We start from the raw sequence: 12,952 nt of genomic DNA, 5'->3' as shown, positions 1-12,952 counted from the left end.
CCTTTTGCAGGTAGCCGTATGATGCGTGATTTATTGAATCGTCAAGGACATCATATAGGACGACGTCATACACGTACTTTAATGAAGAAAATGGGCATTAATGCGTTATATTGCAAACCAAATTTAAGCCAGGCTAATCAAGCTCACCGCAAATATCCATATCTGCTCAAAGGATTGGCTATTCAGCGCAGTAATCAAGTGTGGTCTACGGATATAACGTATATCCCTATGGCAAAAGGCTTTGTTTATTTATGTGCTGTGATTGATTGGCATAGCCGCAAGGTACTTGCGCATAGAGTATCGATTAGTATGGAGGTTACATTTTGCATAGAAACATTAAATGAAGCTATTGAAAAATATGGTCGACCTGAAATATTTAATACAGACCAAGGCAGTCAGTTTACCAGTGATGCATTTATTGATGTATTGAAATCAAATGGCATTCAAATCAGTATGGATGGTAAAGGTCGATGGGTTGATAATGTGATGGTTGAACGATTATGGCGGAGCGTTAAATATGAAGAGGTGTATCTCAAAGCCTACAGCAATGTTTTGGATGCGAAGAAGCAATTAAACGCATATTTTGAATTTTATAATTTGAAACGACCTCATTCGAGTCTGGACAAAATGACTCCAGATGAGTTTTACTATGACCAGCTACCACAACAAAATAAGGTAGCTTAACTAGAGCAGAGTATCACTTATAAATAAGCTTTTAGTTGTTCAAACATGTGGGACCACCTCTAACAATGTCAGTGATTCACAAGTACTCGAAGATTTACTTGATCAAATTCCACTTGATGAGCAGATTGATTCTGTCTATACAGATGGTGCTTATGACACGAAACACTGCAGAAAAGTCATTTCAGATCGACAGGCACATGCGGTGATTCCGCCAAGAAAAAATGCGAAGCCCTGGAAAGACAAAAAGCTGAGATCTTTAGAAAGAAATGAATTGTTGAAAACGGTTAAATGCCTAGGAAGAGCAATTTGGAAAAAGTGGTCTGGGTATCATCGCCGAAGCTTGGTAGAAACCAAGATGCATTGCATCAAATTATTGGGAGATAAACTCAGTGCACGGAGTTTTCAAAGCCAGGTGAATGAGATTCATGCACGTGTGGCAGTATTAAATAAATTTATGGAATTAGGCCGAGCTCATACCCAAGTTGTCACTTAAATTTAAACAACTTAGGAAAGCTCTATCTTTAAAATCTTTATGCAACAAAGCCCCATCAACCATTAAATCCGTATACCCCATTTTTTGACATATTAGATTTTTGATGTGGGGAAATATTACATTTGAGACTATTTAAAAATTTTATACATCTATAAAAACTATTGATGGCTACAAGCTGATCATTTTATTTAATGAGAATTATTATTATCTTTTTGTATCTTTACTGAGCAATATTCCTTGTTAAACAAAATAAATTCAATGATTTAGTATTGTTTTTCTAGGTTCTTTTATGGAATTGAAATAGTAAATGATAATAATTATCATTAGTTCTATCTTAACTACAAACTCCCTTGTACTTAAGATGTGTTTCAGGCCTAAAACATTTCGAAAAACAAATTAACTCTTTTGAAAGAGGATATCGACAGATGCATTCACTTGCTAATCGGTTGGCGTTACAACATTTCGTCAATGCATATACGCAAGAAACTGGCAAAGGTCACTTGCTTCATAAAAGTCAGCAATCTCTTCAACTACAGACGTTTAGCCAAGGTTTGACGCTGTTATCAATACCGATTACCTCTATTCAAGCACGTTGCTTTTTCCCTTTATCTTATGTGAGCTGTGTGGGGCGACATCGCTTAGCAGATCTTCCGCAAATTATCATCGATGAAAAAATTAAGGTATTTAGTCCTGTAGCAATTGTTGGGTTGTTGCTAGAAGAACTTGTTCAAGAAGCCGCTGTTCATCTAGATGCTGCTTCATTAGTTGAAAAATGGATTCAAAGTCGAGATGCGCTACAACAGTTTTTACAAAATCGTGAATATGAATTTGATGATTTAGTAAAAGCAGGGCAAAGCTTTATTGAAACAGAGCAAGCTTTGATTTTAGGGCATAGTATGCATCCCGCGCCAAAAAGTAGGACAGGCTTTGTTCATGAAGATTGGTTAAACTTTTCTCCTGAAAATAAAGGTAAGACTCAACTTCATTATTGGCTAGTGCACCAAGATTATATTGCAGAAGGTAGTGCGACTGATGAACCTATTTCAGCGCAATTAAAAACTGCGTTACAGTGGTATTTATCTGAAAGTGATCTCAATTTATTAAAGACACATGCGGAATATAAGTTACTTCCTTTACATCCATGGCAAGCGCGTTATGTACAGGGCAAAGCTTGGTTTGAACGATTAAAGCAAACAGGGCAACTGATTGATTTGGGCTTGCGTGGTTGGCAATTCTCTCCAACCACTTCCATACGCACATTAGCGAGCTTCAATGCACCTTGGATGATGAAGCCGTCACTTTCAGTGATGATTACCAATTCTATTCGAGTGAATTTGGCCAAAGAATGTCATCGTGGTGAATTGACACATCGTCTGTGGCATAGTGAGTTTGGGCAAAATATTCTTAAACAGTGTCCAAGTCTAAAAGCAGTCAATGATCCAGCTTGGATCGCTTTAAAAATCGATGATGAAGTGATCAATGAAAGTATTTGTATTTTCCGAGATCAACCATTCCATCCACAACAACAAGTCACTTGTATCGCATCTTTGTGCCAAGATCATCCGATCAAGCCTTTAAATCGTTTTAATGCCTTATTTGCAAAAATTGCGAAAGCCCATCCTGATGCTGAAGTTTCAGAGATTGCTTCAGATTGGTTTAATCGGTTCCTCGAAGTCAGTTTGCAGCCTTTGATGTATCTATACCATCGTTATGGTATGGCATTTGAGTCACATCAACAAAATGTATTATTAGAACTCGAAAACCATTTTCCTAAAACTTTATGGTTACGTGATAACCAAGGTTTTTATTATATTGAAGAATTTGCCACTGAAATTCTGCAAGCACTTCCTGAACTGAAAGAAAAAGCCTTTGCGGTAGGTCCGAAAGCTTTTGTTGATGAACGTTTTAGTTATTATTTCTTTGGCAATACTTTGTTCGGGATTATTAATGCCATCGGTGCAACAGGCTATATCACTGAAGATGAATTGTTAGCGCATCTAACTGGATTTTTAGAAGAGCAATTACAGCAATATCCTGAGAGTACCTTAATACAAGGACTACTGTTCAATTCAACGCTGCCTTATAAAGGCAACTTGCTGACACGTTTGCATGAATTAGACGAGTTGATCGCACCTGTAGAAAATCAATCTGTTTACGTGCAACTGCCAAATCCACTGCGTATTTCACAGAAGGATGTCAGTTATGCTTGATTTTATTGGAATTGGTCTAGGACCTTTTAATTTAAGTCTTGCTAGTTTGCTACAAAACAAAAGCTCACTCGATTACGTATTTTTTGAGCAAAAGGCGCAATTTGATTGGCATGCAGGTATGCAACTACCTAATACGGTATTACAAGTGCCATTTATGGCAGATTTAGTCTCGATGGTTGATCCAACCAGTCCATTTAGTTTTTTGAATTATCTGCGTCATCAGCAACGTTTGTATAAGTTTTACTTTTTAGAGCAGCCACATATTCCACGTTGTGAATACAACCACTATTGCCAATGGGTTGCAGAACAACTTGATTGTATCGAATACCAGTCGCAGGTTCTAAAGATTGAACCTCAAACGATAGGTTTTAAAGTAGTCGTTGAATCAAACGGTGTTCAGCAAAGTTATTTATGCCGTCATTTAGTGATTGGAAGTGGTAATGTGCCATATTTGCCTGAATGTTTGGCAAAGATTCAGAAAGTCCGTCCACAACAATGTCTGCATTCAGCACAGTATATGACGCATGCCGATACAGATTTACATGGCGATGTGGTCGTACTTGGTTCTGGACAATCTGCAGCTGAAGTGTTTATCGACTTATTTGATGAACAGCAAGATACTGTTAATCATCAGTTTGATTTGCATTGGTTTACTCGTTCTCAAGGTTTCTTCCCGATGGAGTATGCGCCATTAGGTTTGGAACATTTTAGTCCAGATTATGCACAGCATTTTTATGATTTGACTGCGCAGCAAAAGGAACAGCAGTTAAAGCAACAAGCCTTGTTATACAAGGGAATTAGTGCAAAAACCATTCGGGAAATTTATCAAAGACTTTATCACCGCAGTATTGCAGGTCAAAGCTTACAGACACATTTACATAGTCAATGTGATTTGAAAGATGCAGAAGCATTGGATACACAAAAAATCCGACTGCATTTCCAGCATCGTGCTACAGCTCAGTCTTTTCATCTCGACTGTGATTTTCTTGCAGCCGCGACGGGTTATTTCACGCCTGATTTTGGTTTTATGCAGTTGCTCAAGCCATACATCGAGTTTGATCATAAACAGCGTTGGCAGATTACAGACGACTATCGTGTTGTACATCGGCTGAATGGTCATATTTTTGTTCAAAATCAGGAAATGCATAGTCATGGTGTCGGCACACCTGATTTAGGTCTTGGTGCTTATCGTGCAGCAAAGATCATTAATCAATTGCTTGCTGAGCCTCTTTATGAATTAGGCAATCAAGCGCAGACATTCCAACACTTTAATCTCTCTCAAAATCCAAAAATTTGTATGGCAGATGACAAAGCACAATCAAACGAGTGCCTTTGCGAAAATTCTCCCAATAAAAACCATTCAATTTTCAAGAAAACAGAACAGAACGTGATGACGGCGCATCCTAATCGTCGTGGTGCAAACACACGTACACAAACTGCTTCTGTACATTCAACATATGAGAAACTGATATGAACTTTGCAACTTTAAAAATTAATCAGCAGCAATGGCGTGCCGCAGGACAACGTCTTATTGAAATGGCGATTGCAGAGTTTCTATACGAAGAAATTATTGAAGTTAAAGCATTGTCAGCAGGGCGTTATCGTTTAGATTTAGGCAATCGTCAGTATGAGTTTCAAGGAAATCAATATCTACTCGGACACTGGAATATTCAGGAAGCTTCGGTACGTGATGTGACTCATAGTCAGGAAAATGATCAACCTGCTTGGAACTTACATGAGTTTATTGTGGCAATGTCTGACAGTTCTAATGTTAAGCCATTTACCAAAGCGTATTTGATCAAAGAAATGAATAATACTTGGCTGGCAGAAGCACATTTGTTCAATGAAACACGTTTGCCAAGTATAGCGGTTTTGACAGAGCCACATTACAAAGTTGAAGGCATGCTACGTGGTCATCCTTGGCTCATCATGAGTAAAGGGCGTATGGGTTTTGGTTATGATGATTATTTAAGCGCTGCACCAGAGCTTTCACCTGAAGTTAAAGTGTTGTGGTTAGCCGTACATCGTGATTTAGCAGAGTATCGAAGTACTGAAGATTGGAGTGCCTGCGGTTTATATCAACATGAATTTGATGCCAATGAACTACAGCAGTTCATCAATATTCTCCAAGAAAAAAACCTAGATCCACAAAATTACTTTTTGATTCCCGTACATGCTTGGCAATGGCATCAATGGCTTGTTCCGACTTATGCCAATGAGATTGTGGATCAGAAAATTATTGAGTTAAATATCAGCCAAGATAGCTATGTGCCGATGCAATCAATCCGCACATTATGCAATACGTCAAACCTACAACGCCATTACATTAAGTTGCCTGTCAGTATTTTTAATACCGCTGTTTATCGTGGATTACCCTCAAAGCGTAATCTAGCAGCTCCAGCAGTGACCGCATGGTTAAAAAGAATTCATCAACAAGATCAAGACTTACAAAATACAGGTGTGATTTTCTTAGGTGAAGTTGCGACTTTAACTATCCATCAGCCGTGTTTTGACCGCATTGACGGTGCACCGTATCAATTTAAAGAGCTGTTCGGTTGTTTATGGCGTGAAAGTGTTGATCGTTATGTTGATCCATCTCATCAAGTGTTATCTCAAGCAGCATTGTTACACCGTGATATTTCAGGTCAATCGATCCTGAGCGTGTTGATCCAAGCATCAGGTTTAAGTCCTTTGGATTGGTTAGCACAATTTGCTCAAGTAAGCATGAGTCCATTATTACTTTGCTTATATCGTTATGGTTTAGCATTTTCACCACACGGTGAGAACACAATGTTGGTACATGAAAATGGTGTGCCGAAAGCAATGGTATTAAAAGACTTCATTGACGACATCAATTTAGTGGATGAGGATTTTCCTGAGTTAACTCAGTTACCATCTGAAGCAGATTTATTACTCCGTCACGAAGCGACCGATCTAAGCCATTTTATTTTCACAGGTCTGTTCATGGTGCATTACCGTTATATCTGTAATGTGTTCTTGCAAGACTATCCTGAATATTCTGAGCTTGATTTTTGGCAGACCATTTCCAACACGATTGTTGAGTTTAACCAAAAACATCCAGAACTGGCTGAACGTGCTGATAAATTCGCCATGCTGCGTCCAAGTTACACCAAAATTTGTCTAAACCGTGTACGTCTATTTACCACAAGTTATAACGATGAAGCAGAACGTCCTGTTCCTGTCTTCCTTGATCCTATTGCAAATCCAGTTAGCCCAGAAACATTGAAAACATGGGCAGAACAACCACGCCAAGCTAAAGCGGGCTAATTTTATTCGTCATTTTATAGGTTCGATATGAAAACTATCTCTCAGCAATTACCAGATTATTTTGAATACTTTGAAGATGGTACACAGTACTACTTACGCCAAGTGCAATATCCACAGGATATTCCTTTATTACATCAATGGATGCATGAGCCACATGTAATTCCTCAGTGGCAGTTAAATAAATCGGAACTAGAGTTACAAGTTTACTTCGACAAAATGTTAGCAGATGACCATCACCGTTTATTAATCGTTGGAATTGATGGCAAAGATGTGGGCTATACCGAAATTTATGAAGGTAAACGAGATCGTTTAGGCCGTTATTACGATGGTGATGACAATGATCTCGGTTGGCATCTCCTGTTTGGTGACAAATCTGTGTTTGGCAAAGGCTTCTTGCGACCAACCATTCGGTTACTCAGCTTTTACATTTTTGAACATTCGAAAGCTAAAAAAATTGTGGGTGAGCCAGATCATACCGTTAAACCATATGCAGCAGTAGTGGCAGAGCTTTGTTATGAAAGCCAACGTTTAATACCGATGCCTGAAAAAACAGCGATGTTGTACTACTGCTTCAGAGAAACTTTCTATAACAAGTTTGGGGATTATTACCAAACATCACAACAACAGCTAGCTAATCAGCCAGCCAAACTCCTGAGTGTTACATGAGCTTATATATCAATGAAATGCATATCTTAGACATGCGCTTTGCGGCGAATGTCTCTGTTGCAGAATTTGAACAATGGTTAGCACGGATTCAGCACTATTTCGAACATCAGCGAAATTTTGTGTTGATCATGCAAACCGATGCAAATACAGAATTTCCGGAGGAATATAGAGCAATCCAAGGCAAATGGTATAAGCAATATAAACAAGATTTTTACCAATATTGTTTGGGTTTTGCTCGTATTGCTCAAGATGAAGAAGATCGTATTCGATTGGATACACCAGCTCTGCACAAAGCTTGGCATGTTCCATATTTTGTGAGCGTAGATAAAGCTGAAGCCACACAATGGGCTTTGCAGAGGTATTTATGAATCAAAATTCATTAAATATTCAGAAAGTCTCAGCCTTGAGCCTGAGTGTCGTGGTGGTTTTATATCTCGCGCATGCCTTACCACTGTATTTTTATAATGTGGCCTTACCTGCGATTCTGCGTCATCAAGGCGTAGATTTACGTTGGATTGGCATGTTGTCGCTGCTCTATATTCCTTGGGCATTCAAGTTTTTTTGGGCACCACTAATTGATCGTTTTTATTTCAAAAAACTCGGTAAACGTAAAACTTGGCTTTTGTTTACGCAAATAGCTTTGGTGTTGGGGGTCGTTGCTTTGGCACTTACCCAATTCGATTACGGTCTTGGTGTATTTGTTATTGTCGGTTTATGGATTTCAACTTTTGCTGCAACTCAAGATATCGCAATTGATGGCTATACGGTCGAAACCTTTTCAGAATCTGAGTATCGACTAGGCAGTATGGCGCAAAGTATAGGTGTTGCGCTTGGCAGTATGGTTGGTGGAGCAGCAACTTTATGGCTGTATGAGCTTTATGGTTGGCAAACTGCACTGATTTCCTTAGCCGCTATGACAGCATTGACGATGTTGGCTATTTTCCAGATTAAAGAAAAATCAAATGTAGAGAAAATCTCAAAACAGCCGCCAAGTCTGATCCGTGCATTTAAACGTCCAGAAATGTTATGGGCATTAGCCTTGATCGTATGTTATCGAATTGTCGAAGCACCGGCTATGGCGATGCTGAATCCGATGCTGATTGATCAGAAATGGTCGTTGTCACAAATCGGCGTGCTGATGTCTGTAATAGGTGCAGGGATTGGATTATTAGCCGCTGTTTCAGCTGCATTTTTATTAAAAAAAATAGCCGCAACACAATTGCTGATCTGGGCTGGTTGGGCACGCAGTTTGGTTTACGCCTTGTTGGGTGTTGCAGTTTTACTCAGTTGGTTGAATCAATGGCATTTACTTCTTGGTGGCTTTGTCATTGTCATTCTTGCCATCCGCTATATCGCAATGACAGCCTTATATGCACATTTCATGCAGACCAGCTCCAAAGAACAAGCTGGTACTGATTTTACGATTTTAGTTTGCTTCGAACTATTGGTTTATTTTATTGGCGGTGCAGTCTCAGGTTTCTTAGCCAAAGCATTTGGTTATGGAAACTTCTATCTCATTCTCGCAGTTTCATCTGTTTTAAGCGTGTTGCTTAGTCAACTGCTTATTCGCAAAGCAAAACAAACGCAACAACTCATCTAGGGGTCATTTATGAAAGTTCGTTCACTTTCGACATCATTAACACTGCTCAGCTTGGCGATCAGTACGCAACTTTATGCTCAAAATGTCGAGCAGACTTCAACCGTAAATCAACTGGCACCGATTGTTATGACAGCAACTCGTTCAGCTCAAAGTATCGCTGAGATTGCGGGAACTGTTTACAGTATTAGCCAAGAAGACATTGCAAAACAAGCTGCTGCTGGTAAAAGTACCGCAGATATTTTAGGACTGTTGGTTCCATCTTTAACACCAAGTTCAGGTACGACCAGTAACTATGGGATGACCATGCGTGGTCGTACAGTGCAATATATGATTGATGGTGTTCCGCAAACGGGCTCACGCGATAGTTCACGCCAATTAAATAGCATTAGCCCAGACATGATCGAACGTGTTGAAGTCGTGTCAGGTGCAAGTAGTATTTATGGTGCAGGTGCTACAGGTGGGATCATCAATATCATCACCAAAAGAGGTTCGGGTGATGGTGTAAATTTTGAAACCAAACTCGGCGTTACTTCAGGTGATAATTTCAAAAGTGATGCTTTAGCTTATGAAGCGTTTCAGTCTGCATCATTTAACCAAGGGGATTGGAGTGGTTTTATAGGTGCTAGCTATACACAACGCGGTGAAATTCAAGATAGTCGAGGTGATCGTGTAGGTCCAGAAGTTGCACAAACAGATCGTCAAGATACTGAAACTGTAGATGTGAATGGTCGTTTAAGCTGGCAGTTGGCAGATAAGCAAAAATTAAGTATCGGTGCGCAATACTATAACGATGAGCAGGACAGTGAATATGGCGCTGATTATGGTCCAGGCTTATCTGTTTTACTTCTAGGGGCAAAACCTAGTCAAAAAGCTGTAAAAGGTTTAGAGCTTGATACTCAACCACGTACTAAGCGCAGTGCAGTAAATGCACAATATGAAAATCAGGATTTTCTTGGTCAGACTGTAAATGCAGAGGCGTATTATCGTACTGAAAAAGGGCGATTCTTCCCAAGTGCAAATGCTTTAGCACATGCATCCATTCCAGGTGGAAGAACATTTATTGTTACCCAATCAGAAACAGATATTGATGTTTTTGGTGCTCGTTTAGCACTTCAAAGTAAACTCAATCTGGCAGAACGTGCATTAAATCTAACTTATGGTGTGGATTACGATAAGGAAAATGGCAAACAAACAGCACAACTTTATGATCTAAATACTTTTATCAGTAGTAATGGTCTAAAGTTTAAGCCCCTAAATAATTATGCTTTTGGTCCTGAGGTAGATACTGAAAAGCTTGGTTTCTTCTTACAAAGTCAATTTGAAGCAACTGATCGCTTAAATCTACAAGCAGGTATTCGTCATGAGCGCATCGATAGTGATGTTAAAGACTCAGTTCCATATTCTGAAGCAATGGTTGCCGATTTCGTTCCAACATACCAAGCTAAAACCTTAAAAGGTGGTTCAGTTAAGCATGATGCAACACTCTTTAATGTAGGCGCACTTTATCATTTAACTGATGCACAACAGGTGTTTGCAAATTTCTCGCAAGGTGCAAATTTACCTGATGTACAACGTATGCTAAGAGATGTCCCTGCAAAATTTGTCGTAAGTAACCAAACAATTGATCCAATCAAAGTAAATAGTTTTGAGCTGGGCTGGCGTCTACAAGATGATGCGTTAAGCACAGGGATCACTGCGTTTTATAACAAATCTGATAAGTCATTGAAATTTGGTCCTCCAAGTTTTGCAATTGAAGTTATTGATACAGATGAACGCGTGTATGGTATTGAAGGTAATGTCAAATATACCGTTTCAGATGATTGGAATGTAGGTGGGACTTTAGCTTATACACGTGGTCAGTTCAAAAACTCAAATGGTAAATGGCAAGAGTTAGATGCAATTCGTGTAGCACCTTTGAAAGCAACGGTTTATTCAGACTGGCAATTCAATGATGGTTTAGGTTTACGAGTACAAGCTTTGGCTATTGATGGTACGGATGAAGCACGTAAAGATGCGATTGCGAATGGTAGTACTCGTCCTCCAGCAGAAATCAAAGGTTTTGCAGTGATGGATGTGATTGCCAATGCAAAAGCAGGTCCAGGAACTTTAGGTTTTGGTGTATATAACGTGTGGAATACGGACTATAAGTCTGTTTATAGCCAAGCAGTTTCAACGGTTTACGGCGATATTTCGAGCTTGGCTGCTCAAGGTCGTACCTATGGTTTGAGCTACACTCTCAAGTACTAATCTTATCCAGAAGGCATCTTTTAGATGCCTTTTCTTTTGATGAATACTACCTATGCAACAAAATTTTAAATTATTGGCTTGGGCAACTCTAGCCAACGGTACTTGTTTTTCAATGATTTTACCTTTACTTGCCCCATTAATTCGTGAGCTTGGCTTAACAGAAGTACAGGGCGGAGTAATTGTTTCAGCGGGTGCAATTTGTATGGCGATTGCATCTATTCTGATTGCCAGAGGAGAAAAAATACAGACTCCTTATCAATTAATGAATTATGGTTTCTGGGGCATGACCATTACTTGGGCTATATTTACAGCGATTCTTTATTGGGGAATACAACAAACATTACCCGTAATGATAGTTTTTGCTTTGTTGGTGATTAGTCGAGCAAGTACTGGTGGTTTTATGGCTATGCCACAAATAGGTCTACAAAGTTATGTCATGCAACATGTCACAGAGGAACAACAACGCAGTCAAAAAATGGCAATGTATGGTGCGATGAATAGTTTAGGTATGATCGTCGGCCCATTTCTAACTTCAGTGTTATTGTTCGGTGGAATTTTATTGCCAATGTGGATTGCAGTTATTTTATTGGTGATTTTTAGTTTGATTATCACAATGTATTTTAAACATGATGAGGGTAAACAAAACACAATATTGGATCAAAAACGGCCTGTAAAAATAGAGCATTCATTTTCATTAAAACCAGCTATTCCTTGGCTTATTTTAGGATTTACTACCTATATGGCTATCGTGACGCTCAATATGACGGCAGGTTTTTATATTCAAGACCATTTTCATTTAAGCTCACAACAAAGTGCGATTTATTTTTCCCAATGTATGCTCATTGTTGGTTTTAGCTTAGTGATTACTCAGATCCTGATTGTAAAAGTACTTCATTTAAAACTGAAAGCTTTGGTATTGGTGGGTACGTTTAGCATGGTTATTGGACTCATCCTATCTTTAAGTGCAATCCATATTTGGATGTTTCAAATAAGTTATTTATTTTATGGGGTCGGAGTGGCAAGCCTTTTGCCTGCATTTACCACAGGGGCGGCTCAATCTGTTACGCAAGCTGCTCAAGTCAAAATGGCAAGTATTTGTACAGCTACTCAAGCGATTGGTCTCATTGTGGCGCCTTTACTGAGCACTTTTCTATATCAGTTCGGCATTCACTTACCTTTTTATTTACTCTTAATATTGATGGTCACAGTGGCGGTCTACTTGTTGATCATATCCTATTCAAATCAGAATACGATGATAAGCAATAAGGTTAACTCCTAAATCAAATATGCTTGAAAAACAGAGAATATTAAATTTTTATGATTGCAGTCTCGTAATCAATTCTTAGATGATTATTTTTAGTTGGACGTTTGATCTAGGCGTATGGATATTCATTCTGCAGTTTATTCACATTTTCTATCCAAGGGGACTGAACCGTACCGGGTTTGTCGGAGAGTCAATATTCTGAGAGACTACCCCGATGACAAAATTAAAATATACCCCTGAAATCAGAGAAAAAGCGGTTCAATTACTAATTGAATCTGAAAAAGATTATCCTTCTACTTGGGCTGCAATCACAGCAATTGCGCCTAAGATTGGTTATACTCCTGAAACACTTCGTGCCTGGCATCAAAAGCATTTAGATCAGCAAAATCCGGTGGTGTTTCAAAAAGTATGCTGGCATTAAACGAATCCATTATTGATATAAAAGAACACTAAATCAAAGGCTTTGAAATGATTTTCAAGCTTTTTGGAGAAGTTGCAGC

At 39.0% G+C, this 12,952-nt stretch carries 9 protein-coding genes and 3 pseudogenes; 11 read left to right on the top strand and 1 reads right to left on the bottom strand.

Going from position 1 to position 12,952, the window contains the following annotated elements; translation table 11 throughout:
- The 11 genes and pseudogenes from WFH18_RS14690 to WFH18_RS14640 all read left to right on the top strand — a co-directional run.
- Window positions 1–684 (top strand): IS3 family transposase (locus WFH18_RS14690; protein ID WP_004988758.1); only part of this gene is annotated, 684 nt, incomplete at its 5' end.
- Window positions 685–739: 55 nt separating this feature from the next.
- Window positions 740–1,177, top strand: a pseudogene (locus WFH18_RS14685) (IS5 family transposase); the annotation flags it as partial.
- 425 nt (window positions 1,178–1,602) lie between these two features.
- The gene (gene acbA, locus WFH18_RS14680; protein WP_004281754.1) at window positions 1,603–3,387 is read left to right on the top strand and encodes an acinetoferrin biosynthesis protein AcbA; all 1,785 of its coding nucleotides are present in this window, start codon (window positions 1,603–1,605) and stop codon (window positions 3,385–3,387) included.
- Window positions 3,380–4,861, top strand: a complete 1,482-nt coding sequence (acbB, locus tag WFH18_RS14675; RefSeq protein ID WP_336755117.1) for an acinetoferrin biosynthesis monooxygenase AcbB — start codon at window positions 3,380–3,382, stop codon at window positions 4,859–4,861. The genes acbA and acbB overlap by 8 nt, the downstream gene beginning before the upstream one ends.
- Window positions 4,858–6,675, top strand: a complete 1,818-nt coding sequence (gene acbC, locus WFH18_RS14670) for an acinetoferrin biosynthesis protein AcbC (protein ID WP_004281756.1) — start codon at window positions 4,858–4,860, stop codon at window positions 6,673–6,675. Before acbB ends, acbC begins: the two co-directional genes overlap by 4 nt.
- A gap of 27 nt (window positions 6,676–6,702) precedes the next feature.
- Window positions 6,703–7,341, top strand: a complete 639-nt coding sequence (gene acbD, locus WFH18_RS14665) for an acinetoferrin biosynthesis acetyltransferase AcbD (protein ID WP_004814638.1) — start codon at window positions 6,703–6,705, stop codon at window positions 7,339–7,341.
- Complete coding sequence (actB, locus tag WFH18_RS14660) at window positions 7,338–7,709, top strand: protein ActB (protein ID WP_004281762.1); 372 nt, start codon at window positions 7,338–7,340, stop codon at window positions 7,707–7,709. Before acbD ends, actB begins: the two co-directional genes overlap by 4 nt.
- On the top strand, window positions 7,706–8,941 hold the full coding sequence (locus tag WFH18_RS14655; protein WP_004683789.1) for an MFS transporter: 1,236 nt from the start codon (window positions 7,706–7,708) through the stop codon (window positions 8,939–8,941). Before actB ends, WFH18_RS14655 begins: the two co-directional genes overlap by 4 nt.
- Before the next feature lie 9 nt (window positions 8,942–8,950).
- On the top strand, window positions 8,951–11,188 hold the full coding sequence (locus WFH18_RS14650) for a TonB-dependent receptor (RefSeq protein WP_336755114.1): 2,238 nt from the start codon (window positions 8,951–8,953) through the stop codon (window positions 11,186–11,188).
- Between the two features lie 52 nt (window positions 11,189–11,240).
- The gene (actD, locus tag WFH18_RS14645) at window positions 11,241–12,467 is read left to right on the top strand and encodes a putative acinetoferrin export transporter ActD (RefSeq protein WP_004281767.1); all 1,227 of its coding nucleotides are present in this window, start codon (window positions 11,241–11,243) and stop codon (window positions 12,465–12,467) included.
- A gap of 199 nt (window positions 12,468–12,666) precedes the next feature.
- A pseudogene (locus WFH18_RS14640) lies at window positions 12,667–12,861 on the top strand (IS3 family transposase); the annotation flags it as partial.
- Between the two features lie 8 nt (window positions 12,862–12,869).
- Here the strand turns inward: WFH18_RS14640 and WFH18_RS14635 are convergent.
- Window positions 12,870–12,952, bottom strand: a pseudogene (locus WFH18_RS14635) (IS1 family transposase); the annotation flags it as partial.

The organism is Acinetobacter sp. USHLN143 (assembly GCF_037145695.1).
In the GTDB taxonomy this organism is placed as follows: domain Bacteria; phylum Pseudomonadota; class Gammaproteobacteria; order Pseudomonadales; family Moraxellaceae; genus Acinetobacter; species Acinetobacter fasciculus.
The sequence above is the reverse complement of the archived record's forward strand: the minus strand, read 5'-3'. Positions and strand labels throughout refer to the sequence as shown.